Origin of the sequence: Pseudogulbenkiania subflava DSM 22618, assembly GCF_900177275.1 — a bacterium.
In the GTDB taxonomy this organism is placed as follows: domain Bacteria; phylum Pseudomonadota; class Gammaproteobacteria; order Burkholderiales; family Chromobacteriaceae; genus Pseudogulbenkiania; species Pseudogulbenkiania subflava.
Window position 1 is genome coordinate 55507 of sequence record NZ_FXAG01000003.1, and the last position, 23457, is coordinate 78963.

At 67.7% G+C, this 23457-nt stretch carries 21 protein-coding genes; 16 read left to right on the plus strand and 5 right to left on the minus strand.

Going from position 1 to position 23457, the window contains the following annotated elements:
• Positions 1–306 precede the first annotated feature (306 nt).
• The 5 genes from ubiU (at position 307) to B9N72_RS03455 (ending at position 8449) form a co-directional block, all read left to right on the plus strand.
• Positions 307–1314, plus strand: coding sequence for a ubiquinone anaerobic biosynthesis protein UbiU (gene ubiU, locus B9N72_RS03435; RefSeq protein WP_143477732.1), 1008 nt, complete (start codon positions 307–309; stop codon positions 1312–1314).
• 14 nt (positions 1315–1328) lie between these two features.
• On the plus strand, positions 1329–2252 hold the full coding sequence (locus tag B9N72_RS03440; RefSeq protein WP_085275269.1) for a U32 family peptidase: 924 nt from the start codon (positions 1329–1331) through the stop codon (positions 2250–2252).
• Positions 2239–2673, plus strand: a complete 435-nt coding sequence (ubiT, locus tag B9N72_RS03445) for a ubiquinone anaerobic biosynthesis accessory factor UbiT (RefSeq protein WP_085275044.1) — start codon at positions 2239–2241, stop codon at positions 2671–2673. Before B9N72_RS03440 ends, ubiT begins: the two co-directional genes overlap by 14 nt.
• A 218-nt stretch (positions 2674–2891) precedes the next feature.
• Positions 2892–6317, plus strand: coding sequence for a CHASE domain-containing protein (locus B9N72_RS03450; protein WP_085275045.1), 3426 nt, complete (start codon positions 2892–2894; stop codon positions 6315–6317).
• On the plus strand, positions 6299–8449 hold the full coding sequence (locus B9N72_RS03455) for a GGDEF/EAL domain-containing response regulator (RefSeq protein WP_085275046.1): 2151 nt from the start codon (positions 6299–6301) through the stop codon (positions 8447–8449). Before B9N72_RS03450 ends, B9N72_RS03455 begins: the two co-directional genes overlap by 19 nt.
• A 121-nt stretch (positions 8450–8570) precedes the next feature.
• Here B9N72_RS03455 and B9N72_RS03460 read toward each other — a convergent pair whose 3' ends face one another.
• Both B9N72_RS03460 and B9N72_RS03465 read right to left on the minus strand, forming a co-directional pair.
• Entirely contained in the window at positions 8571–9857 is a 1287-nt protein-coding gene (locus B9N72_RS03460; protein WP_085275047.1) for an NAD(P)/FAD-dependent oxidoreductase, read from the minus strand.
• A 163-nt stretch (positions 9858–10020) separates the two neighbouring features.
• Positions 10021–10977, minus strand: a complete 957-nt coding sequence (locus B9N72_RS03465; RefSeq protein ID WP_085275048.1) for a LysR family transcriptional regulator — start codon at positions 10975–10977, stop codon at positions 10021–10023.
• Positions 10978–11170: 193 nt separating this feature from the next.
• On the opposite strand from B9N72_RS03465, the gene B9N72_RS03470 reads away from it, so the two are divergent.
• Positions 11171–11491 (plus strand): hypothetical protein, encoded by a 321-nt coding sequence (locus tag B9N72_RS03470; protein WP_143477733.1) that lies wholly within the window; start codon positions 11171–11173, stop codon positions 11489–11491.
• 75 nt (positions 11492–11566) lie between these two features.
• Entirely contained in the window at positions 11567–11998 is a 432-nt protein-coding gene (locus tag B9N72_RS03475; RefSeq protein ID WP_085275050.1) for a DUF411 domain-containing protein, read from the plus strand.
• A gap of 344 nt (positions 11999–12342) precedes the next feature.
• On the opposite strand, the gene B9N72_RS20560 is transcribed toward B9N72_RS03475, so the two are convergent.
• Positions 12343–12507, minus strand: coding sequence for a hypothetical protein (locus B9N72_RS20560; RefSeq protein WP_159453012.1), 165 nt, complete (start codon positions 12505–12507; stop codon positions 12343–12345).
• Positions 12508–12592: 85 nt separating this feature from the next.
• Between B9N72_RS20560 and B9N72_RS03480 the strand changes: the two genes are divergently transcribed.
• The 8 genes from B9N72_RS03480 to B9N72_RS03510 all read left to right on the plus strand — a co-directional run bounded on the left by B9N72_RS03480 (position 12593) and on the right by B9N72_RS03510 (position 21473).
• The gene (locus tag B9N72_RS03480) at positions 12593–14326 is read left to right on the plus strand and encodes a ribonucleoside triphosphate reductase (RefSeq protein WP_085275051.1); all 1734 of its coding nucleotides are present in this window, start codon (positions 12593–12595) and stop codon (positions 14324–14326) included.
• Positions 14327–14522: 196 nt separating this feature from the next.
• Positions 14523–14699, plus strand: coding sequence for an anaerobic ribonucleoside-triphosphate reductase (nrdD, locus tag B9N72_RS20565; RefSeq protein WP_143477735.1), 177 nt, complete (start codon positions 14523–14525; stop codon positions 14697–14699).
• A complete protein-coding gene (locus tag B9N72_RS03485) occupies positions 14680–15372 on the plus strand; it encodes an anaerobic ribonucleoside-triphosphate reductase activating protein (RefSeq protein WP_085275052.1) in 693 nt (230 codons plus the stop codon). Before nrdD ends, B9N72_RS03485 begins: the two co-directional genes overlap by 20 nt.
• Positions 15373–15683: 311 nt before the next feature.
• Positions 15684–16853, plus strand: a complete 1170-nt coding sequence (locus B9N72_RS03490) for an NAD(P)H-dependent flavin oxidoreductase (RefSeq protein WP_085275053.1) — start codon at positions 15684–15686, stop codon at positions 16851–16853.
• Between the two features lie 276 nt (positions 16854–17129).
• Positions 17130–18485, plus strand: coding sequence for an aldehyde dehydrogenase family protein (locus B9N72_RS03495; protein ID WP_085275054.1), 1356 nt, complete (start codon positions 17130–17132; stop codon positions 18483–18485).
• Positions 18486–18552: 67 nt separating this feature from the next.
• Positions 18553–19176, plus strand: coding sequence for a glutathione S-transferase family protein (locus tag B9N72_RS03500; protein WP_085275055.1), 624 nt, complete (start codon positions 18553–18555; stop codon positions 19174–19176).
• Between the two features lie 8 nt (positions 19177–19184).
• On the plus strand, positions 19185–20567 hold the full coding sequence (locus tag B9N72_RS03505) for an FAD-binding oxidoreductase (RefSeq protein WP_085275056.1): 1383 nt from the start codon (positions 19185–19187) through the stop codon (positions 20565–20567).
• Positions 20568–20675: 108 nt separating this feature from the next.
• Positions 20676–21473, plus strand: a complete 798-nt coding sequence (locus B9N72_RS03510; protein ID WP_085275057.1) for a substrate-binding periplasmic protein — start codon at positions 20676–20678, stop codon at positions 21471–21473.
• Between the two features lie 12 nt (positions 21474–21485).
• On the opposite strand, the gene B9N72_RS03515 is transcribed toward B9N72_RS03510, so the two are convergent.
• Both B9N72_RS03515 and B9N72_RS20575 read right to left on the minus strand, forming a co-directional pair.
• Positions 21486–22049, minus strand: a complete 564-nt coding sequence (locus B9N72_RS03515) for a bifunctional pyr operon transcriptional regulator/uracil phosphoribosyltransferase PyrR (protein WP_085275058.1) — start codon at positions 22047–22049, stop codon at positions 21486–21488.
• Between the two features lie 81 nt (positions 22050–22130).
• Positions 22131–22316, minus strand: coding sequence for a hypothetical protein (locus B9N72_RS20575; RefSeq protein ID WP_143477736.1), 186 nt, complete (start codon positions 22314–22316; stop codon positions 22131–22133).
• 27 nt (positions 22317–22343) lie between these two features.
• On the opposite strand from B9N72_RS20575, the gene ada reads away from it, so the two are divergent.
• A complete protein-coding gene (gene ada, locus B9N72_RS03520) occupies positions 22344–23438 on the plus strand; it encodes a bifunctional DNA-binding transcriptional regulator/O6-methylguanine-DNA methyltransferase Ada (RefSeq protein ID WP_085275059.1) in 1095 nt (364 codons plus the stop codon).
• The last annotated feature ends 19 nt before the right edge of the window (positions 23439–23457 follow it).

Here is a 23457-nt window from a genome sequence, read left to right on the forward strand (position 1 = left end):
GAGCCTGTTTCAGAGCCAAGGCAGGTTGAACGCCACCGGAGCACCGAAACCGGAATGGACACGGAGTCCATGAGGATTCCGCATCGCTGAGCGCATCTCTGTGTGCCAATCTCTCGCTGTGCCAATCAAAGATTGGCACGCAGGGATTTGTTCAGCAATGGATGCGCACGCAGCCCGCCGGCGTTCAAGATGCCAAGGCACAGCCGCCCAATGGGACAGGTTCTTGGCCGAAGCTTGACCCAGAGCAATGGCCCCACCGCCCCGCTCTGCTACTGTCCCCCGGTTTACGTTTCCTGGCGTTAACCGATCATGACCCTGCCCGAACTGGTGTGCCCCGCCGGCAGTCTCCCCGCCCTCAAGGCGGCGGTCGACAACGGCGCCGATACCGTCTACATCGGCCTGAAGAACGACACCAACGCCCGCAACTTCGCCGGGCTCAACTTCGACGACAAGAGCGCCCGCTCCGGCATCGACTACGCCCGCGCGCGCGGGCGCAAGGTGCTGATGGCGATCAACACCTACGCCCAGGGCGGCAACGTGTCGCGCTGGCACCGCGCCATCGACGAGGCCGCCGACCTCGGCGTCGACGCCGTGATCCTGGCCGATCTCGGCCTGATGGACTACGCCGTGCGCCGTCACCCCGACCTGCGCCTGCACCTATCGGTACAGGGTTCGGCCACCAACTACGAAGCCGTCAACCTGGCACGCGAGCTGTTCGGCATCCGCCGCGCCGTGCTGCCGCGCGTGCTGACGCTCGACCAGGTGCGCCACGTCATCGAGCACACCGACGTCGAGATCGAGGTGTTCGGCTTCGGCAGCCTGTGCGTGATGGTGGAAGGCCGCTGCCTGCTGTCGTCCTACGCCACCGGCGAATCCCCCAACACCCACGGCGTGTGCTCGCCCGCCAAGCACGTGCGCTGGGAACACGGCGAAACCTCGCTCGACGCGCGCCTGGGTGGCGTGCTGATCGACCAGTACGGCAAGGACGAGCCGGCCGGCTACCCGACGCTGTGCAAGGGCCGCTTCGCGGTGCAGGGCGACACCTACTACGCGCTGGAAGAGCCGACCAGCCTCAACGTGATGGCCATGCTGCCGCAGATCATCGACATCGGCGTGGCGGCGATCAAGGTCGAAGGCCGCCAGCGCAGCCCCGCCTACGTCAGCCAGGTGACGCGCACGCTGCGCGCCGCGCTCGACGCCGCCGGCCGCGAAGCGCAACGCTTCAGCGTGCGCCCCGCCTGGCAGCAGGAACTGGGCAAGCTGTCGGAAGGCCAGCAGCAGACGCTGGGCGCCTACAACCGCCCGTGGAAATGATGGAACCGACGACCATGACCCCCCTGAATCTCAAGCTCACCCTCGGACCGGTGCTGTTCTTCTGGTCGCGCGACGAAATCTTCAACTTCTACAGCGAAGCCGCGGCCTGGCCGGTCGACACCATCTACCTGGGCGAAGTAGTGTGCTCGCGCCGCCAGCAGCTGCGCACCCAGGACTGGATCGGCCTGGCGCACGACCTGGCCGACGCCGGCAAGGAAGCCGTGCTGTCGAGCCAGGCGCTCTTGGAAAGCGAATCCGACCTCAAGCGCCTGCGCAAGCTGATCGACAACGGCCGCGTGCGCATCGAGGCCAACGACCTCGGCGCGGCACGGCTGGCGCGCGAGCAGCGCCTGCCCTTCGTCGCCGGCCCGCACCTCAACATCTATAACGGCGAGACGCTGGCGCTGATGCAACGCCTCGGCGCCTACCGCTGGCTGCCGCCGGTGGAAATGGACCGCGCCACGCTGGCCGAGGTGCTGCAACACGCCCCGGCGATCGAGACCGAAGTGTTCGCCTGGGGCAAGCTGCCGCTGGCGTTCTCGGCACGCTGCTTCACCGCGCGCCATTACAACCTCAACAAGGACGACTGCCAGTTCCGCTGCCTCGACCACCCGGACGGCCTCACGCTGACCACGCGCGACGGTCAGGATTTCCTCACCATCAACGGCATCCAGACCATGTCGGCCGGCTGCCAGTCGCTGCTGCCGCACCTGGCGGGCATGGCGGCCGCCGGCGTCAACGCGGTGCGCGTCAGCCCGCAGGCGCAGCACTGCGCCGAAGTGCTGCAGGCGTTCCGCGCCGTCATCGACGGCCAGGCCGCTGCCGGCGAGCTGCTCTCCGGGCTCGCGGCACAGAGCCGGGACCCGCTGGTCGACGGTTACTGGCTGAGCCAGCCCGGCATCGTCAACACCCAGGGAGCCGATCATGCGCGTGCCTGAACTGACCGTCCCCACCCGTCTCGCCCGCCTGCTGGGCCGGCTTCCGGCCACCCCGCCGGCCTGGCTTCTAGTGACCAGCCTCAACCAGCTGGTGAAGCGCGGCGTGCTGCCCGCCGACATGGAACTCCTGGCCGAGCGTCGCTTCGAGGTGCGCCTCGTCGACGCCGGCGTGAGTCTGCGCTTCGCCGCCGACAGCCGCCGCTTCATCCTCGACCGCCAGCCCGGCGAGCCCGACCTGCGCCTGTCGGCCAACGTCGCCGACTTCGCGCGCATGATGCTGCGCGAGGAAGACCCGGACACGCTATTCTTCAACCGCAAGCTGAGCATCGAAGGCGACACCGAGCTCGGCCTCATCGTCAAGAACCTGCTCGACAGCGTCGACTGGCACGAAACCCCGCTCGCGCGCTTCATGGCGAGCTGAGCCTCACCCATCTCCCCCGGTGACGCCGCTGACGGCGGCGTCTCCCTCCCCTCCCGCCCACACGCAGGACAAACAATCACTGGTTAAAACGCCTCGCCTTGCTATGCTCAAAGCATGCCCGGCTCGCGAGGGAGGCGCATCCCCGCGCCCCCCTCTCCCGGACCCGACCACGGCCAATGGCGCAGCGGACACTGCGCGGCCCGGACATGAGGTGCGCCATGCCTTTTCCGAAGCGACTCACCGGCCTGCTACCCGACCCGGGAATGCTGCGCGGCATCCTGCTCCCCGTTGCCCTGCTGTTCTTCCTGACGGCCGGCGGTTCGCTGCTGGTCGCCAACCTGATCGCCCACCAGGACGACAACCTCGCCCGCCAGCGTTTCGATCACCAGGCCGGCCAGGTCGAAGCCGCCATCAACGAGCGCATGCAGTCCTACCACTTGGTGCTGCACGGCGTGGTCGGCCTGTTCCAGGCCAGCGGCGACGTCAGCCGGCAAGAATTCAACGACTATCTCTCCACGCTGCAGCTGAGCCAGCACTACCCCGGCCTGGCGTCCCTCGGCTACGTGGACCGGCTCGCCCCGGCCGCGCTGCCGTCCTACCTGAGCCGCATGCAGCAGGAGCGGCCGGGTTTCCGTCTGCATCCAGACGCCCCGCGCGCCGGCTACACCGCCATCCGCTACCTCTACCCCCCGACGCCGCGCAACGAAACCGCGCTGGGCCTCGACATGTATACCGAAACGACACGGCGCAACGCCATGGACCAGGCGGTCGACAGCGGCGCACCGGCGGTGACCGGCAAGGTCGTGCCGCTGCTGCAGAGCAGCTCGAAGGATCCCAATGCCTTCCTGATGTACTGGCCGCTATACCGCAAGGGCGCAGCGCAGGGCAGCGTCGAGGCGCGCCGCGCCGCGTTGCAAGGCTGGGTATTCGCCACCTTCCGCATGGGGGATCTGATGCAGGGTATTTTCGGCGATGGCGCCGCCCTGCTGAACCTGCGCATCTACGACGGCAACGAGGCTCTCCCCGCCAGCCTGATGTACGGCACCGCGCGCCAGGGCACCGGCCGCTACCATGTGCAGCGCCACTACCGGCTGGGGGGCCACCCCTGGCTGCTCGACATCGCCAGCGACCCCGAATTCGACCGCAGCACGGCCAGCACGCGCTACCTGTGGGTGATGGGCCTCGGCCTCCTGGCCAGCCTGCTGCTGAGCGTGTTCATCGGCAGCATCCTGTTCACCCGCCGCCGCGAAGCCGCCATCAGCGACGCCAGTGCCGCCGCCGCCAAGAAACGCGAAGAACACTTCCGCGCCGTGATCCAGTCGGCGCCCAACGCCATGCTGGCGGTGGACCAGCAGGGCTTCATCACCATGAGCAACCCCGCCGCCGTACGCTACTTCGGCTACTCGCCGGAAGAGCTGCAGGGCAAGACCATCGAGATGCTGCTGCCGGAACGCTTCCGCAAGCATCACCCGATGCTGCGCCAGGCCTTCAAGGCCGACTCCAAGCCGCGCCAGATGGGCGAAGGGCGCGAGCTGTTCGCGCTGTGCAAGGACGGGAGGGAAATCCCGGTCGAGATCGGGCTCTCCACCATGCTCACCGAGGAAGGCGTGCAGACGGTGTGCTCCATCATCGACATCTCCGAACGCAAGCTCTCCGAACTGCGCCTGCGCGAACAGGCCGAGCAGATCTCGCGCGCCAACCGCTACAAGACCGAATTCCTGGCCACCATGTCGCACGAGCTGCGCACCCCGCTCAACAGCATCCTGATCCTCGCCGACCAGCTGGCGGAAAACCGCCAGGGCAACCTCACCGCCAAGCAGGTGGAGCACGCCACCATCATCAACCGCTCCGGCAAGGACCTGCTGGCGCTGATCAACGACATTCTCGACCTGTCCAAGATCGAAGCCGGACGCATGACGCTCAACCGCGAAAAGGTGCTGGTGAACGACCTGATCACCACGCTGCGCCAGAATTTCCTGCCGGTGGCGGAAAACCGCCAGCTGACGTTCCAGACCACCAAGGAAGACAGTGCCGGCGACGTGTTGATCACCGACGCCACACGACTGTTCCAGATCCTGAAAAACCTGCTGTCCAATGCCTTCAAGTTCACCGACCATGGCTCGGTGCACCTGCGCGTCTACCAGCCGCAGAGCGTGCCGCCCGGCATGGACAGCCTGCCGCAACACACTCTGGCCATCGCCGTGACCGATACCGGCTGCGGCATGCCGTCCGACAAGCTGGACCGCATCTTCGAGGCCTTCGAACAGCTCGAACAGGGCAGCAAACGCCAATTCGGCGGCAGCGGCCTCGGGCTCAGCATCTCGCGCCAGCTGGCCCACCTCCTGGGCGGCACCATCGACGTGCGCAGCGAACTCGGGCTCGGCAGCACCTTCGTGCTGTACCTGCCGGTGCATCCGGCCGGCGGTGGCGTGAAGGAAATCGCGCTGCCGCCGGAACCGCATGTCGTGATCCCCCCGGCCAAGGCCAGCAGCCGCAGCGACGTGCTGGTCGTGGAAGACGACCAGCAATTCGCGCGCATCATCATGAACAAGGCGATGGAGTCGGGCTTCAAGACGCGCATCGCCAACACCGGCATCGAGGCCTTGCAGGAGATGCGCCAGCACCCGCCGGCCGCCTTCATCCTCGACATCCTGCTGCCCGACATGAACGGCTGGGAGCTGCTGCGCCAGGTGCGGGGCACCCCTGCCACGCGGCATGCGCCGGTCCACATCATCTCCTGTCTCGATCGCAGCGAGCTGCACGAGCAGCTCGACATCCAGGACTACCTGGTCAAGCCGGTCGACCAGAGCACCCTGGCGCGGGTGTTCCGCGAACTGCACGCCGAGCTCGGCCACCGTCCGGGGCAGGTGCTGCTGGTCGAAGACAACCTGGTGGAACGGGAGCACTACCAGGCCCTGATCGAGCAGCTGGGCGGCACGCCGCAGTGCTGCGGCAACGTGCTCGAGGCCAAGAACCTGCTGCTGCAGCAGACCTTCGCCTGCGCCGTGATCGACCTCAACCTGCCCGGCGGCAGCGGCTTCGAGCTGCTGCAGTGGATCAGCAGCCAGCCCGGCCTCAGCCAGCTGCGCATCATCATCAACACCGGCATGGATCTCGACCGCGACACCCTGCAGGCGATGAACGAATACAGCGCCGTGGTGCTCACCAAGGGCGCCGCCAACGAACTCAAGCTGTCGCACGCCATCCGCACCTTCCTCGATCAGGTGTCCGATCCGGGAGGCAAGGCCGCGGCGGGCAACGCCGCAAACCGGGAGCGCGCCACGCTGCTGCTGGTGGACGACGACATCCGCAACATCTACGCCATGAGCAGCGTGCTGGAAGAGCGCCAGTTCAACGTGCTGACCGCCATCAACGGCGAAGAAGCCCTGGCCCAGATCGAACAGAACCCGGGCATTCAGCTCGTGCTGATGGACATGGCGATGCCGGTGCTGGACGGCTATGAAACCACTCGCCGCCTGCGTAACGAACTGCGTTTCGAGCGGCCGATCATCGCGGTCACCGCCTACGCGATGAAGGACGACAAGGCCAAATGCCTGCAAGCCGGCACCAACGACTACCTGCCCAAGCCGGTAGACAGCAAGGAACTGCTTAGGATGATCGACCAATGGCTCACGCAGACCTGATCGCCCCCCGCCACGATACCGGAACCCCCGCCGCCGCCAAGTCAGAACGACTGCCGGTCGTGCTGTCGATCGACGACAAGGCGGTCAATCTGCGTGTCATCGAAGTGGTACTGGAGCCCCTGCCCTGCCAGGTGGTGTCGCTCGGCTCGGGGGAGGAGGCGCTCAAGTACCTGCTCACCCAGCCGGTATCGGTGATCCTGCTCGATGTCTCGATGCCGGGCATGGACGGCTACGAAGTGGCGATGCTGATCCGCGGCCGGCGCCAGACCCGCAGCACCCCCATCCTGTTCATCACGGCGGCGATGTGCGAAGAACAGGACATCCAGCGCGGCTACAGCTGCGGCGCCATCGACTACTTGGTCAAGCCGTTCGACCCGCTGACGCTGCGCAGCAAGGTGCGCCTCCTGCTGGAGTACGATCAGCAGAAACGGCAGCTGCTGAGCGCCTACCAACGGCTCGATGAACAGCGCGATTACTACCAGTCGCTGCTGAGCTCCGCCGGCGAGGGCGTCATCGGCGTCAGCCCCGATGGCATCGTCCGCTTCGCCAACCCCGCCACCCAGAACCTGCTCGGCATGTCGGCCGAACACCTGGTCGGCTACCCGATACAGCAGCTGTTCCACGAGAGCGACCGGGCAACCGACTGGGACAGCAGCCCGTTCGCCATCGCCTGCCGCGACAATGTCGAAGTGCTGCACGAGGAAACCATGCTGTACCCGCCGGGGCGGCCGCCGCTGCCGGTATCGCTGCGCTGCTCGCCGATGGGTGGGCAGCAACAGGGGCTGGTGGTGATCTTCCGCGACATCCGCCAGCAGCTGGAAACCGAGAGCCAGCTGCGCCAGCAAGCCCTGACCGACTACCTGACCGGGCTGCTCAACCGCAACGGCTTCACCATCATGCTGGAAAAGGTGCTGAGCCACGCCGAGCGCTCGCACCAGGGGCTGGGACTGCTGTTTCTCGACCTCGACCGCTTCAAGGAAATCAACGACCGTCTCGGCCACAAGGTCGGCGACATCGTGCTGCAGCAAGTGGCCGAGCGGCTGCGCGGTTGCCTGCGCCGCGAGGACCATATCGCCCGGCTCGGCGGCGACGAGTTCATCATCATTCTGGAACAGCTGGAAAGCCCCGACCGTGCCGCCTACAGCGCCCAGCGCATCATTGCGGCGCTGGAGCCGCCGCTGCAGATCGACGACGACGCCATCACGATCCGGGCCAGCATCGGGATTGCCACTTTCCCTGACTGCGGCCGCACCGTCACCAGCCTGATGGAGGCCGCCGACGTGGCGATGTACCGCGCCAAGGAAGATGGGCACCACCTCTACCACTTCTTCACCACGGAAATGAACCAGCGCGTCCAGGAACGGCTGCGCCGCGAGCAGCAGCTGCGGCAGGCCCTCGTCGAGCAGCAGCTGTTCCTGCTCTACCAACCGCAACAGGATCTGCACAACGGGCGGCTGGTCGGGATCGAGGCACTGCTGCGCTGGCAGCCGCCGGGACAGCCGGTGCAGGCAGCGGGGACCTTCCTGCCGCAACTGGAAGAAAACGGCCTGATCGTGGCGTTTGGCGAGCGCAGCATCGAACTGGCCTGTCGCCAGCGGGCGGCCTGGCTGGTGGAGGGCTGGCTCGACAGTGCCTGCCCGCTCTCGATCAACCTGTCGGCCCGCCAGCTGGCCGACGACAAGCTGCCCGGCAAACTGGACTATATGCTGAAACACTACGGCATACCGCCGGCGCTGATCGAGCTGGAGTTCCACGAAGCGGCGCTCGACCAGCACAACACCAAGGTCATCGAAAACCTGCACTGCCTGGGCATGATGGGACTAAGGCTGGCGCTGGACGACTTCGGCAGCGAACTGGGCGAACTCACCATCCTGCGCCGCTTCCCGATCAGCACGCTGAAGATCGGACAGGCGCTGGTCAAGACCCTCGCCGACTCGCCGCGCGATCAGGCTATCATCACCGCCACCGCGCAGCTCACGCGGGCGCTGGGCATCCGGCTCCTGGCCGCCGGCGTCGAGACACCGGCCCAGCGCGAGCTGCTGCAGGCGCTGGGCATCCCGGCGGCGCAGGGCCACTCCATCGCCAAGCCGATGACACCGGGGGAGTTGGCGGCACGTTTCGACCGGCGCTGACGACCTACCCCAGGACTCCGGAAGGACTTGTCCGCGCCGCAGGGGTTCGGCATGCCATGCCGCGCGCCACACGGCTCACACCGGCCTGGCCGCGTGCCGGGCAGGCCGCGGCAGGACGGCGTCACATCCCAAGCCGGTCGCGGAGGCTGTAATACCACGCCCCCATCGTCAGCATCGGCACGCGGAACAGCCGCCCGCCAGGGAAGGGGTAATGCGGCAGACGGGCGAAGGCATCGAAGCGTTCGCTCTGGCCGCGAATCGCCTCCGACAGCAGGCGGCCGGCGAGATGGGTGTAGGTCACGCCGTGGCCGCTGCAGCCCTGCGAGTAGTAGATGTTGTTGCCGAGGCGGCCGGCCTGCGGCAGACGCGACAGCGTCAGCGAGAAGTTGCCGGTCCAGCCGAACTCGATCTTGACGTCTTCCAGCTGCGGGAAAGTCTTGAGCATCTTGGGTCGGATCAGGCGCACGATCTCTCCCGGGTCGCGCGCGCCGTACACCGTGCCGCCGCCGTACAGCAGGCGCTTGTCGGCGGTCAGGCGGTAGTAATCCAGCAGGAAATTGCAGTCCTCGACGCAGTGGTCTCCCGGCAGCAGCGCACGCGCCAGTTCGGCCGGCAGCGGCTCGGTGGCGATCACCTGGGTGCCGCACGGCAGCGTCTTTTCGGCCAACTCGGGCAGCAGGTTTCCGAGGTAGGCGTTGCCCGCCACGATCACGAAACGCGCGCTCACCTGGCCTTCGGCGGTACGCACCACGGCCGGCTCCGCACGCTCCACGCTCAGCACCGCCGACTGCTCGAAAATCTGCCCGCCCAGCGACTCCAGCGCCGCCGCCTCGCCCAAGGCCAGGTTGAGCGGGTGGAGGTGGCCGCCCCAGTTGTCGAGCAGCGCGCCGACGTACTGCCCGGAGCCGACGATATCCTTCATGCCGGCCTGATCGATGATCCGCAGTCCGGTGTGGCCGAAGCGCTCCCACAAACGCTGCTTGGCCTCCAGTTCATCGAGCTGCTTGCCGGTCAGGGCGGCAAACACGTTGCCCTGCTTCAGGTCGCACCGGATGCCGTACTTGGCGACCCGCTCGCGGATGATGCTGCCGCCCTCGAACGCCATGCTCCCCAGCGCGGCGGCGGCGGCCTTGCCGTGGCGGCGCTCGATCACGTCCAGGTCGCGGCTGTAGCTGTTGACGATCTGCCCGCCATTGCGGCCGGAGGCGCCCCAGCCGACCCGCGCCGCCTCCAGCACCATGACCCGGTAGCCGTGCTCGGCCAGGTGCAGCGCCGCAGACAGGCCGGTGTAGCCGGCCCCGATCACGCACACGTCGCAGTGATGCGCGCCGCGCAGTACGGGACGGTCCGGCGCCGGGTTGCGCGAGGCGGCGTAGTAGGAGTGGGTGTGTTCGAGAGGACGGTCCATGGTGCACCTGTTGCAATCGTTTTCCAGACGGGCCGAGGAAGGGCCACCCGCCTGTCATCACGATACACGCGTCGAAAATACTCGACAATGCGGGCTTGGCCGTTTGCCACGGGCAGAAAAAAGCCCGGCCAGGCCGGGCATGCGATCGGGCTGGCGCGTCAGCTCAGTGCTGCGCCGCCTCTCGCTTGGCAGTCAGATCCAGACCGGGGAGATCGGCGACGATGTCGGGATGTTCGGCCAGTTTCTCCGCCACATAGTCGACGAAGACCCGGGTGCGCGGAGCGATGTGCTCGCGGTGCGGGAAGCAGATGTAGATCGAACGTTCCAGCGAAATGAAGTCGGTCAGCACCGCCTCCAGTTCGCCGCTGCGCAGGTAAGGCATCGCCTCGTGACCCGGCACCTGCGCCACGCCGAAGCCCAGGCGTGCCATTTCGCACACCGCCTCGATGTCGTTCAGGGTGTAGATGCCGTTGACCTCGAGTGGGATACGCTCGCCGTCGCGCTCGAACTCCCACTTGCACAGTCGGCCGGAGGTCGGGAACTGGTAGTTGATGCAGTTGTGGTTGGCCAGATCGTCGGGTTTCTGCGGACGGCCGTTCTTGTTCCAGTATTCGGGCGACGCCACGGTGTAGAGCGGCAGTTGCGCCAGGTGGCGCGCCGACAGGCGCGAGTCCGGCATCATGCCGACGCGCACGCCGACGTCGTAGCCGTCCTCGATCAGGTCGCTGAAATGGTCGTCGAGGCCGAAGAACACGCGGATCTTGGGGTGACGCTGGCAAAACTCGCCCATCAGCGGCAGGATGAAGTGCCGGCCGAAGGAGTTGGGCAGGCTGATGCGCAGATGCCCGGCCGGCTCGTCGCGGCTCGCCTTGAGCTGGTTAATGGCCGCGTCCAGATTGTTCACCGGGCCGCGACATTGCGCGTAGAAACGCCGGCCGTCCTCGGTCAGCGTCAGCTGGCGCGTGGTGCGGTTGAACAGGCGGACTTCCAGTTCCTGTTCGAGCCGGGCGATACTCTGGCTGATGGCGGCGGGAGAGACGCCGAGCTTGCGCGCCGCGTCGGAGAAACTGCCGTTTTCGGCGGTGGTCATAAAGACCATCAGTGCCTTCAAGGTATCCATGCGCTACGGATTCCATGCTAGGGCCGGCCCCTGCGGGCCCCGGGCGGGGTCGTCCGGCGTCGAGCTGAGGGGCTGACGAAAATTAATTGGGTATTTCTTTAAAAAGGTTACACCATTCTTTGAAAACAATGAAGATTGAAATGATTTGTGCCAGCTCAAGCCCGGCAAGCCTCACCTGCGCTACGATGACCGCATGAAATTCCTCCGCCCCTTGCTGCTGCTGGTACTGACTGTGTGGCTGGCCTTGCCGCTCTCCACCCTGGCGCAAAGCGCACCGCCGGAGGCGTGCCATGGCAGTACGGCAGCGTCCTGCATGGAGACGGCTGATGCCGGCTGCCGCCACCGGGCGCTGCCGTCCGATGCAGCAGCGTGCTGTCATTTTTACGCAACAGCTGCCCATGCCGATGTCGGAGAAGTACGGCGGGCCTCGTCCGGGGCGGTGCAGGTGGGACACGAATGCGGCGGGGAGGCACAGTTCATCCCGCCGGTGGCCACCCGCCCCCCGGTCGCCTGAGCAGGCAAGCGAATCCAGCACGCGGCGGCCCGCCACCGGGCCGCCAGGTTCTCCCTCTCAGGACAGCTATCGACCATGAATACTCCGCAACGACTCGCCGTGATCGGCGCACTGATCTTCTCCGGCCACGCTCTGGCCGCCCAGGGCACGCTGTACAAGGACCCCAACTGCGGCTGCTGCACGGCCTGGGCCGAGCATCTGCAAGGCAAGGGCATCACGCTGCAGGTAGAGCCGAGCCGCGAACTCGCCAGCGTGCGTTCGCGTTTCGGCGTCCCCTCCGACATGGGCGCCTGCCATACCGCGCGCATCGGCGGCTACACCTTCGAAGGCCACGTGCCGGCCGATCTGGTGCAGAAGGTGCTGCACGACAAGCCGAAGAACCTCGTCGGCCTCGCCGTGCCCGGCATGCCGCCGGGCAGCCCGGGCATGGAGGGCATGGGCAAGGTGGCGTACAAGGTGTACGCCTTCGACAAGGCGGGGAAACGCTTCGTCTACGCCGAGCGCTGAGAGCCTGAGCACGATCCTGCCGCGCGCCCCTGATCGGGGCGCATGTGCACTGCGTGCGAATCTATCGCTGGGCACATCGAAGATGGGCACGCAGAGATTCGCTCAGCGATGCGAAACCCTCATGTACTCCAGTACATTCCGGTTTCTGCGCTGCTCTTCACCCCACTGAGGGCCGCTCGCGACAGATCCTGAACAGGTTCTGAGCCAGTTTGCAGGATGAGTGAAGACATTATTCCTTCGCAACGCGGCGCTCACTTGCTCTGTCTGTGCCGGAACCCGTCGATAGCGGTCGACGGGTTCCGCTTTACTTCACCCCTCCTGCGCTTCTACGTTACCCGGCCCAGTCATGCGGCCTTGCCCGCCAGCATCGACATCCATTGATCGGTATTGGCGGTGATGGCTTGCGCTCCGTTCCACCCGGCCTGCCGGCCACACCCCAAAAAGGCACAGCATGCTGTGCCTTTTTCATTTCGCCGACACAACATGATGCGGTTTTCCGCTTGATCCACGTCAAGGGATTCCCGCATCGCGCACCCGAGCGTCATTCCACCATTTATAGTGCACATCAACGAAACAAACACCATATGTTGAGCCATGACTGAAGCAGCCCGCCTTTCTGACCACCCTGTCGCCCCGGTCGACGCCGTCGCCTCCATCGACGAATACCTGAGCCGCGCCGACTGGCGCGTGCAAGCCAACGCCAACCAGGGCTATAGCTTGGGCGGGCTGATTCTCAACGTGGCCGGCAAGGTGACTGCCAATTACTGGCTCGCCAAGGTATTCAGCGCCGAGGCCGCCCGCGCGCACCGCGAGGGCGACTTCCACATCCACGATCTGGACATGCTGTCGGGCTACTGCGCCGGCTGGTCGCTGCGCACCTTGCTGCAAATGGGCTTCAACGGCGTGCCGGGCAAGGTGGAGTCGCAGCCGCCGCGCCACCTGTCGTCGGCCTGCGGCCAGATCGTCAATTTCCTCGGCACGCTGCAGAACGAATGGGCCGGGGCGCAGGCGTTCAGCTCCTTCGACACCTACCTCGCGCCGTTCGTGAAAAAAGACGATCTCTCCTACGAGCAGGTCAAGCAGTGCATCCAGGAGCTGATCTACAACCTCAACGTGCCGAGCCGCTGGGGCACGCAGACGCCGTTCACCAACCTCACCTTCGACTGGCTGTGCCCGGAAGACCTGCGCGAGCAGATCCCGCTGATCGGCGGCGAGGAGATGCCGTTCACCTACGGCGACTGCGCGCGCGAGATGGCGCTGATCAACCGCGCCTACATCGAGGTGATGCTGGAGGGCGACGCCAAGGGGCGGGTGTTCACCTTCCCGATCCCGACCTACAACATCACCAAGGATTTCGACTGGTACGGCGAGAACACCGAGCTGTTGTTCGCCATGACCGCCAAGTACGGCCTGCCCTACTTCCAGAACTTCGTGAACTCCGACCTCGAGCCGCACATGGTGCGCAGCATGTGCTGCCGCCTGCAGCTCGACCTGCGCGAGCTGTTGAAGCGCGGCAACGGCCTGTTCGGCAGCGCCGAGCAGACCGGCTCGGTGGGCGTAGTGACGCTCAACTGTGCGCGCCTGGGCTACCGTTTCAAGGGCGACCTGCCCGGCCTCTTGGCGGAAACCGACCGCCTGATGGCGCTGGCGCGCGACACGCTGGAGGAGAAGCGCCGCGTGGTGCAGGGCCTGATCGACGAGGGCCTCTACCCCTACACCAAGCGCTTCCTGGGCACGCTGCGCAACCACTTCAGCACGGTGGGGGTGAACGGCATCAACGAGATGATCCGCAACTTCACCGCCAACCGCGACGACATCGCCAGCGCCTGGGGGCACGATTTCGCCTGCCGCTACCTCGACCACATCCGCGAGCAGATGCTGGCGTTCCAGGAACAGACCGGTCATCTCTACAACCTGGAGGCGACGCCGGCGGAAGGCACCACCTACCGCTTCGCCAAAGAAGACAAGAAGCGCTTCGCCGACATCCTGCAGGCCGGCACGGCCGAGCAGCCCTACTACACCAACTCCAGCCAGCTGCCGGTGGGCTTCACCGACGACCCGTTCGAGGCGCTGACGCGGCAGGAGGCGCTGCAGCGCAAGTACACCGGCGGCACCGTGCTGCACCTCTACATGAGCGAGGCGGTGTCGAGTCCGGAGGCCTGCCGCCAGTTGGTGAAGCGCGCGCTGGCGGGGTTCCGCCTGCCCTACATCACCATCACGCCGACCTTCTCGATCTGCCCGAAACACGGCTACCTGTCGGGCCACCACGAGTTCTGCCCGCGCTGCGACGCGGAGCTGCTGGCGGAGAAGCGGCGCCGCCAAGGCTGAGGGCCTGTTCATTAGGCAGCTACGCCTGCGCATCTTGAGCGTCGGCGGTGCTCGGAATCCTCATGGACTCCGTGTCCATTCCGGTTCCTGTGCTCCGGCGACACTCAACCTGCTTTGGCTCGCTTGCCTACTGATTCAGGCCCAGGCCATATCCCTCAGCTTCGCCAACCTTTTCACCCTGAAGAAAGGCAACACCATGAGCAATCTGTCCGAACAACGCCATTTCGACACCGTGCTGGACGACAGCGAACGCACCCGTTGCGAGGTGTGGACCCGCGTGATGGGCTACCACCGTCCGGTAGCGGCATTCAACATCGGCAAACAGGGCGAGTTCAACGAACGCCTGCACTTCGATGAGCGTGAAGCCGGCTAAGGCGGCGCGCATCGGCGGGCTGGAGCCGTTCTCGGCCTGCGACTGGCCGGGCAAATTGGTCGCGGTGATCTTCCTCGCCGGCTGCCCGTGGCGCTGCGGCTACTGCCACAACCCGCAGCTGTGGCGGCGCCGCGACGGCAAAACCGACTGGCCGGCGCTGCGCGAGTGGCTGGAGAGCCGGCGCGGCCTGCTCGACGGCGTGGTGTTCTCGGGCGGCGAACCGCTGGCCGAGGCGGCGCTGCCGGCGCTGCTGGCCGAGGTGCGCGCGCTTGGCTTCGCCACCGGGCTGCACAGCGGCGGGGCGTACCCGGCTAGGTTGGCCGAAGCGCTGCCGCTGCTCGACTGGGTTGGTTTCGACGTCAAGACCGAGTGGGCCGGCTACGATGCGCTGACTGGCGTGCCCGGCAGCGGCCGCGCCGCGCGCCGCAGCCTCGAGCTGCTGCTGGCGAGCGGCGTCGCCTACGAGTGCCGCACCTCGATCCACCCGCACTGGCACGACGCGGCGGCGCTGGCCCGACTGGCCGAGGAGCTGGCGGCCGACGGCGTGCGTCACTACCGCTGGCAGGCGATCCGGCCACCGGCGCCGCTACCCACGCCGTGGCCCGCCGGCTGGCCCGGCAACCTGCAGGACGTGGCGTGGCGCTTCGCCGATTTCGACTACCGCCAGCATTGAGATACGGTATCACCAGGCGACCACGCCCCTCCCTCGCGCAGCGGCAGGCCGAATGGGGCACAGCATGACGCCGCCGCGACGCGGTGCCACCTTGCCCAGCCAATGCCGGACCCGGTCGGCAGCGAGACCGGTTCCGCTCCACGCCGCCCAGGCGACGTTTGTCGCGGCGCCCGCTCCCTTGGCCCGCGGGCGGAAAGCGGCTCCAGACACCGGGAGACACCCAGCGCCGGCCCTTCCTTGACTGCGGTCAAAGCCCCGTTTCGATGTGTCCCTACAATGAAAACCTTTCCCCGCAGCAGAATCCCCCCACCATGATCCACCCGTTCTCCCCCCTCGTGATCCGCGGCCGCACCCTCCTGCCCATCGTGCAGGGCGGCATGGGCGTCGGCGTCTCGGCCAAGAGCCTGGCCGGTGCCGTGGCCCGTGCCGGCGGCGTCGGCACCATCGCCAGCGTCGACCTGCGCCACCTGCACCCCGACCTGATGGAACAGAGCGAACGCGCCGGCGGCGCCGACGAACTCAACCGCCTCAACCTGATCGCGCTCGACCGCGAGGTGAAGGGCGCGCTGGCCAACGCCGAGGGTCAGGGCCTGGTCGCCGTCAACGTGATGAAAGCAGTCGACGCCCACGCCGACTACGTGCGCCAGGCTTGCGAGTCGGGCGCGCACGCGGTGGTGATGGGCGCCGGCCTGCCGCTCGATCTGCCGGAGATGACCGCCGGGCATCCCGACGTGGCGCTGATCCCGATCCTGTCCGAGGCGCGCGGCATCGGCATCGTGCTCAAGCGCTGGATGAAGAAGAACCGCCTGCCCGACGCCATCGTCATCGAACATCCCAAACATGCCGGCGGCCACCTCGGAGCGGCGCGTCTCGACGACATCGGGGATGCCAAGTTCGACTTCAAGCGCGTGCTGGACGAGACCTTCGAGTTGTTCAAGACACTGGGGCTGGAGCGCGAGCAGATTCCGCTCATCGTCGCCGGCGGCGTCAACAGCCACGAGAAGGTGCAGACCTATCTCACCGACTACGGCGCCGCGGCGGTGCAGATCGGCACCGCCTTCGCCGTGACCGAGGAAGGCGACGCCCACCCCCACTTCAAGCAGACCCTGGCTGGCGCGCGCGCGGAAGATATCGTCGAGTTCGTCAGTGTGGCCGGACTGCCGGCGCGCGGCGTACTGACGCCGTGGCTCAAGAGCTACCTCAAGCGGCTGGACAAGCTGCAGGCCAATGCCAAAGCCGATCCGCGCCGCTGCACCCAGGCGCTCAACTGCCTGTCGGTGTGCGGCCTGCGTGACGGGCTCGCCAAGGTCGGCCAGTTCTGCATCGACCTGAAACTGGCCGCCGCCTTCCGTGGCGAGGTGAGCAAGGGCTTGTTCTTCCGCGGCGCCGAGCCGTTGCCGTTCGGCGACGCCATCAAGAGCGTGCAGGAGACCATCCAGTACTTCCTGCACGGCGAGAAGCCGGCCGGCCTGAGAGCCTGAGAGTAAATCGGCTGTGCGTCCCTGATCGGGGCTCATGCGCTGCTCTGCGCGTGCGAGTATCCGATGGAGATTCGCTCAGCCATGATCCTCATGTACTTTGTGTACATTCCGGTCCCTGCGCTGCTCTTCACTCCGCTGAGGGCCGCTCGCGACGATTTCTTTCACAGGCTCTGACGCCGGCCTGAACGCCTGCGTCGCCTACGCTCATAGCCCCGGCTGCCCTAGGCCGGGGCTTTTTGTTACAGTGATGTTCACTACCGTGTTCCCAACCCTGCCATGACAGCCTTTACCAGTTGCAACCCCGCCAACGGCGAGGTGGTGTTCACCCGTCCCGCCTGGCCCGAAGACAAACTCGCCGATGCCATCGCCCGGCTCAAGGCCGCACAGCACCCCTGGGCGCGCCTGACCGTGGCCCAGCGCGCCGAACGGCTGCTGAAGCTGGCCGACGCCCTCACCGCCGAGCGCGTTGCGCTGGCCGACCTGGTGACGCTGGAAGTCGGCAAGCTCACCGCCGAGTGCCTGGCCGAGATCGACAAGTCGGTGCAGCTGATCCGCTACTACGCCGAGCTGGCGCCGGGGTTGCTGGCCGCCAAGACCATCCCCACCCAGGCCAGCCACAGCGGCGTGGCGTTCGAGCCCCTGGGCCTGGTGCTGGCGGTGATGCCGTGGAACTACCCGATCTGGCAGGTGCTGCGCTTCGCCGTGCCGGCGCTGATGGCCGGCAACGCCTGCCTGGTGAAGCCGGCACCGTCGGTGCCGCAGAGCACGCAGAAGCTGCTCGACATCGTCGCTTCGGCCAACCTGGCGGTGCTGAACGCGGCCTGGATCGAGCACGACCAGGTAGAGGACGCAATCAAGGCCGCCGACGCGGTGGCGTTCACCGGCTCCACCCATACCGGCCGCGTCATCGCCAGCCTGGCCGGGCGCCACCTGAAGAAGACCGTGCTGGAACTGGGCGGCAGCAACCCCTTCATCGTGCTGGCCGACGCCGACATCGAGACCGCGGCGCGCGAGGCCTGCCACTCGCGCTTCCGCGACGCCGGCCAGAGCTGCAACGCCGCCAAGCGCATGATCGTGGTGCCCGAGATCGCCGACGCCTTCGTCGACGCCTTTCTCGCCGAGACCGCCCGCCTGATCCCCGGCGACCCGCGTCATCGGGCCACCACGCTGGCGCCGCTGACGCGCGCCGACCTGCGCGAGGCGCTGCACGCCCAGGTGCTGGACGCCGGCGCCAACGGCGCCAGCCTGCTCTGCGGCGGCCAGATGCCGCATGGCGCCGGCTTCTACTACCCGGCCACCGTACTCGACCACGTCAACCCGGCCTGCCGCGTCTACCACGAGGAAGTGTTCGGCCCGGTCGCCAGCATCCTGCGTGCGCGCGACGAGGCCGACGCCATCCGGCTCGCCAACGACACCCCGTTCGGCCTCGGCGCCTCGATCTACACCGCCGACACCGAGCGCGGCTGGACGCTGGCGCGCGACATCGACGCCGGCAGCGTCTACCTCAACCGTCACACCAGCTCCGACCTGCGCCTGCCGTTCGGCGGCGTCAAGGCCTCCGGCTACGGGCGCGAGCTGTCGGAATTCGGGCTCTACGAGTTCGTCAACGTCAAGACCTACTGGCAGAAGTGACGCCGGCGGGCACGTCATCCACCCACAGCGCGGCGGGCCACCCCGCCGCCCTTTCGAACGGACCACGATGAGCACCCTTACCCTGTACGGCAACCGCTTTTCCGGCCACAGCTACAAAGTCCGCCTGGCACTGATGCTGGGCGATGTCTCGCACGAATACCGCCACGTCGATCTGGCCGCGCCGCGCGCCGAGCGCCCGGACGACTTCCGCGCCGCCAGCCGCTGGGACGAGGTGCCGGCGCTGGTGGTGGACGGCGTGGCCATGGTGCAGTCCAACGCCATCCTGCAATGGCTGGCCGAGAGCGAAGGCGTTCTGGCCGGCCGCCCCGGCGAGCGCCAGGGCATCCGCGAATGGCTGGGCTGGGAAGCCAACCGCATCGGCCTGTCGGTACCCAACCTGCGCTATTACCGCCGCTTCGCCAGCGTCCCGGCCGAGGTGGAGGCCTGGCTGGAACTGCGCACCTGCGCCGATCTCGCGGTGCTGGACGCCCAGTTCGCCCGCCAGCCCTTCCTGCTGGAGAGCGGCCCCACCATCGCCGACCTCAGCGCCAGCGCCTACCTGTGGTGGCTGGACGAGGCCGGGCTCAGCATCCGCGATTGGCCGCACGTCGCCGCCTGGCTCGAGCGCCTCGCCGCCCTGCCCGGCTGGCAGCATCCGGACCAGCTGATGGCGCCGGACATCCCCGACTGAGGTCCGCCATGAACGACTTTCTCGCCCGGCTGGCCGGCGTCATCGGTTCGGCCAACCTGTTCACCGCCGACACCGACACCGCGCGCTACACCACCGACCAGCGCGGCCGCTACCACGGCCGGCCGCTGGCGGTGGCGCGCCCCGGCTCCACCGCCGAGGTGGCCGCCCTGGTGCGGCTGGCACGCGCGCACCAGGTCGCCATCGTGCCGCAGGGCGGCAACACCTCCACCTGCGGCGGCGCCACGCCGGACGGTTCCGGCCGCCAGTTGCTGGTGGCGCTGGAGCGCCTCAACCGCGTGCGCGCGCTCGACGCCGCCAACCACAGCCTCACCGTCGAAGCCGGCATGACGCTGGCGGCGGTGCAGCAGGCGGCAGCCGATGCCGACCGGCTGTTCCCTCTGTCGCTGGCCTCGGAGGGCAGTTGCCAGATCGGCGGCAATCTTTCCACCAACGCCGGCGGGCTCGCGGTGCTGCGCTACGGCACCATGCGCGAGCTGACGCTGGGGCTGGAAGTGGTGCTTCCGGATGGCCAGGTCCTCAACGCGCTGTCCGGGCTCCGGAAAGACACCAGCGGGCTGGACGTCAAGCAGCTGTTCATCGGTGCCGAAGGCCAGCTCGGCCTGATCACCGCCGCCACGCTCAAGCTGTTCGCGCGCCCGACGGCGCACGCCACCGCCTTGGTCGGCGTCCGGGACGCCGCCGCCGCGATCGCCTGGCTCAACGCGCTGAAGGACGCCTTCGGCGACCGCCTCACCACCTTCGAAATCATGTCGGAGGTATGCCAGAACCTGCTGGCCAAATACCACCCCGGCCAACTGCCGTTCACCGCGCCGTGGGCACTGCTGATCGAACTCTCCGACAGCGGCGACTCGGCCGAGCTGGGTGAGCGGCTGGTGGCCTGGCTCGCGGAACAGGACATGCTGGACGGCGTGGTGGCACAGAGCGAGGCGGAACGCCAGAAGCTGTGGCAGCTGCGCGAGGCGATGTCGGAGACGCAGAAACGCGACGGCCCCAGCATCAAGCACGATATCGGCGTGCCGAGCTCGGCCATCCCGGCCTTCCTCGACGAAGCCGGCACGGCGCTCGAAGCAGCTTTCCCCGGCGTACGTGTGGTCGCCTTCGGCCACGCCGGCGACGGCAACCTGCACTACAACGTCAGCTACACCCGCCCCGGCAACGCCGAGCTGTTCTCCGACGAGCCGCGCGTCAACGAGATCGTCTACGACCTGGTGTACCGCCACGCCGGCACGTTGGCCGCCGAACACGGCATCGGCCAGCTCAAGCCGCACTGGCTGGCACGCTACAAGGATCCGGTGGCGCTCGCCGTGATGAAGACCATCAAGCAGGCGCTCGACCCTGCCGGCCTGATGAACCCGGGGCGCTGGCTGTAGCGCCGGCCGAAGACGGGCGGGAGGCGCCGTCGTCATGCGCAGCTTGCCGTATCGTCTAGCATGAAAACGGATGACACCCCGCCAAGCAGACACCGACAGGAGCCGCCGATGCACCGCCACCGCATCAACGCCTACGTCTTGCTACTCGGCCTGCTGGCCGGCGCCGGCCCCCTGCACGCCGGCGAGCTGGTAATCAACTTCGATGCCGGCAGCCCGCCCACCATGTATGCCGGCCGCCACGGCGAGGCGCAAGGCATCTATCCCGCCATCCTGCGCCGCGCCTTCGAGCGCATGGGCGAGAAGGTCGCCATCCAGGCTCGTCCGTTCAACCGGCTCATGGCCGAGTTTCTGGACGGCCGCTCCGCCGTCGGCAGCCTGGTGCACTCGCCCAGCCGCGACCTCAGCGGCGATTTCAGCAGCCCCTACTTCACCGAGAACGTCGCGGTCTATTACGATGCCGGCCGCTGGAGCGGCTTTCGCTACGCCGACCCGGCGAGCCTGAAAGGCTACCGTGTCGGCGTGATACGCGGCTGGTCGTACGGCGCGGCGTTCGACCAGCTGCGCCACGAGGGCGGCGTCGAGGTGGAAGAGGTGGAGTCCGACGCACAAAACTTCAGCAAGCTGGCGTGCGGGCGGCTGGATTTCGTGCTGGCACCGGAACTGGCCGGCAAGAAGCTGCTCGCCCAGCCGCGCTATGCCGGCATCGTCGCGGCGCCAAACTACCTGGTCTCGGTCGGCATCAACCTGGCGATCAACAAGCAGGCGGCCCAGCGCGAGCTGCTCCGGCGTTTCGACAGCGCCATCGCCGAGATGCGCCAGCGCCGGGAAATCGAGTCCATCGTCACCGCGGAGCTGCAGCGCGCGCCGCTCCGGAACGAACGACCGTCCTGCGCCAAACCGCAATGAGTGCTACCGGTGTCAGTGCGCCGCCGGCTTTCTCAGCACGATCTTGAATTCCGCCTCGTACGGCGGCACATGGCATTCCACGATGTCGGGCGGGGCCACCTGCAAGTGCAGGCCCACCACGTCGGCATGCAGCGGCAGGCGGGTGACGTGGCGGTCGGCCAGCATGGCGGCGTAGATCGCCGCCGGTTGCTTGCGCGCCAGGTACTCGACGGCACGCAGCAGCGAATGGCCGGTGTAGAGCACATCGTCCACCACCAGCAGCGCGTAGCCCGCCAGGTCCAGGCTGGCGTGCGCGGCGTTCTCGGTGAACTGTGTTTCCGGATGCAGCAGCGTCAGGTCGTCGGCGTAGCGCTTGATCGACAGATCGAGCCGCAGCGGCGGCGCCAGCCGGTACTGCGTCACCAGCGCGGCGGTGAGACGCTCGGCCAGCGGCGCGCCGCGCCGCAGCACCCCGATCACCGCCACCCGCTCGTGGCCGGAAAGCAGCTGCGCCGCCCGGCGCGCCATGTCGGCGATCACCTCCTCCAGTTGCGCGCTGTCGTACAGGCAGGGATCGGGGAGCGTTGCGGATTCCATGCGGGGTTTCCTTGTGCGGGTCCGGAGGACAGGGACGGGGGCCGGGCGGTGCCACAGGGCATGCCCGGCGCCCACATCCTGTTACCGGTATAGCAAGTGGGCGAGCACGCGGCGGCCGGCTTCGGCCAACCTTTGCCGCCCGGCCCGTTGCCAGGGGTGGCGTTTCTTGCTGTGATGACGCGCAACCCTGGCCGTGGCGCAGCGGTCGAATTCAAAAGCAAGGGCCGGAGTGCGGCGCGGCACCCGCGCCGCTAGCATCACGGTCATCCCCTGCCTTGTCGAAAGGAGCGCGTCGTGAACGCCGCAACGAAAAACGCCGAACTCGCCGCCGCCACCGAGAGCGACCCGCGCTGGGCCGCGGTGCTGGCGCGCGACCCGCAGGCCGACGGCACCTTCTACTACGCGGTCCGGACCACCGGCGTGTACTGCCGGCCGTCCTGCGCAGCGCGACGGGCGCGGCCGGAGAACGTGTGCTTTTACGCCCGCCGCGAAGACGCCGAACGCGCCGGCTTCCGTCCCTGCCGGCGCTGCCAGCCCGACCAGCCGAGCCGCGCCGAACAGCACGCGGCCAAGGTCACCGCGGCCTGCCGCCTGCTCGACGCCGCGGACGATGCGCCGAGCCTGGCGCAACTCGCGCAGCGCGTCGGCCTCAGCGCCTACCACTTCCACCGCGTGTTCAAGCAGATCACCGGCCTCACGCCCAAGCAGTACGCCGCGGCGCAACGCGAACGACGCGTGCGCGAGCAGCTGGCCACCAGCGGCACCGTGACCGACGCCATCTACGACGCCGGCTACCACGCCAACAGCCGCTTCTACGAAACCGCCGACGCCGTGCTCGGCATGACGCCGAGCGCCTACCGCGCCGGCGGCGCCAACGCCCGCATCCGCTTCGCCATCGCCCAGTGCTCGCTCGGCGCCATCCTGGTGGCGCAGAGCGAACGCGGCGTGTGCGCCATCCTGATGGGCGACGACCCCGACGCGCTGGCGCGCGACCTGCAGGACCGCTTCCCGCGCGCCGAGCTGATCGGCGGCGACGCCGGCTTTGAACAGCTGGTGGCCCGGGTGGTGGGCTTCGTCGAAGCCCCGGCGCTCGGCCTCGACCTGCCGCTCGACCTGCGCGGCACCGCGTTCCAGCGCCGCGTCTGGCAGGCGCTGCGCGAGATTCCCCCCGGCAGCACCGCGAGCTACACCGAGATCGCGCAGCGCATCGGCGCGCCCAAGGCGGTGCGCGCCGTCGCCGGTGCCTGCGCCGCCAACGCGCTGGCGGTCGCCATCCCCTGCCACCGCGTGGTGCGCACCGACGGCAGCCTGTCCGGCTACCGCTGGGGCGTGGAGCGCAAGCGCGCACTGCTGGAACGGGAAGCGCAGCAATGCGAGAGCAAGACGTGAAGGCCGGCCATCAGGAAAG

What these genes read in the sequence shown, in the direction of transcription:
- B9N72_RS03440 (WP_085275269.1), top strand. Translation starts at nt 1,329, where the DNA reads ATGACCCCCCTGAATCTCAAGCTCACCCTCGGACCGGTGCTGTTCTTC.
- ubiT (WP_085275044.1), top strand. Translation starts at nt 2,239, where the DNA reads ATGCGCGTGCCTGAACTGACCGTCCCCACCCGTCTCGCCCGCCTGCTG.
- B9N72_RS03450 (WP_085275045.1), top strand. Translation starts at nt 2,892, where the DNA reads ATGCCTTTTCCGAAGCGACTCACCGGCCTGCTACCCGACCCGGGAATG.
- B9N72_RS03455 (WP_085275046.1), top strand. Translation starts at nt 6,299, where the DNA reads ATGGCTCACGCAGACCTGATCGCCCCCCGCCACGATACCGGAACCCCC.
- B9N72_RS03460 (WP_085275047.1), bottom strand. Translation starts at nt 9,857, where the DNA reads ATGGACCGTCCTCTCGAACACACCCACTCCTACTACGCCGCCTCGCGC.
- B9N72_RS03465 (WP_085275048.1), bottom strand. Translation starts at nt 10,977, where the DNA reads ATGGATACCTTGAAGGCACTGATGGTCTTTATGACCACCGCCGAAAAC.
- B9N72_RS03470 (WP_143477733.1), top strand. Translation starts at nt 11,171, where the DNA reads ATGAAATTCCTCCGCCCCTTGCTGCTGCTGGTACTGACTGTGTGGCTG.
- B9N72_RS03475 (WP_085275050.1), top strand. Translation starts at nt 11,567, where the DNA reads ATGAATACTCCGCAACGACTCGCCGTGATCGGCGCACTGATCTTCTCC.
- B9N72_RS03480 (WP_085275051.1), top strand. Translation starts at nt 12,593, where the DNA reads ATGACTGAAGCAGCCCGCCTTTCTGACCACCCTGTCGCCCCGGTCGAC.
- nrdD (WP_143477735.1), top strand. Translation starts at nt 14,523, where the DNA reads ATGAGCAATCTGTCCGAACAACGCCATTTCGACACCGTGCTGGACGAC.
- B9N72_RS03485 (WP_085275052.1), top strand. Translation starts at nt 14,680, where the DNA reads ATGAGCGTGAAGCCGGCTAAGGCGGCGCGCATCGGCGGGCTGGAGCCG.
- B9N72_RS03490 (WP_085275053.1), top strand. Translation starts at nt 15,684, where the DNA reads ATGATCCACCCGTTCTCCCCCCTCGTGATCCGCGGCCGCACCCTCCTG.
- B9N72_RS03495 (WP_085275054.1), top strand. Translation starts at nt 17,130, where the DNA reads ATGACAGCCTTTACCAGTTGCAACCCCGCCAACGGCGAGGTGGTGTTC.
- B9N72_RS03500 (WP_085275055.1), top strand. Translation starts at nt 18,553, where the DNA reads ATGAGCACCCTTACCCTGTACGGCAACCGCTTTTCCGGCCACAGCTAC.
- B9N72_RS03505 (WP_085275056.1), top strand. Translation starts at nt 19,185, where the DNA reads ATGAACGACTTTCTCGCCCGGCTGGCCGGCGTCATCGGTTCGGCCAAC.
- B9N72_RS03510 (WP_085275057.1), top strand. Translation starts at nt 20,676, where the DNA reads ATGCACCGCCACCGCATCAACGCCTACGTCTTGCTACTCGGCCTGCTG.
- B9N72_RS03515 (WP_085275058.1), bottom strand. Translation starts at nt 22,049, where the DNA reads ATGGAATCCGCAACGCTCCCCGATCCCTGCCTGTACGACAGCGCGCAA.
- B9N72_RS20575 (WP_143477736.1), bottom strand. Translation starts at nt 22,316, where the DNA reads ATGACCGTGATGCTAGCGGCGCGGGTGCCGCGCCGCACTCCGGCCCTT.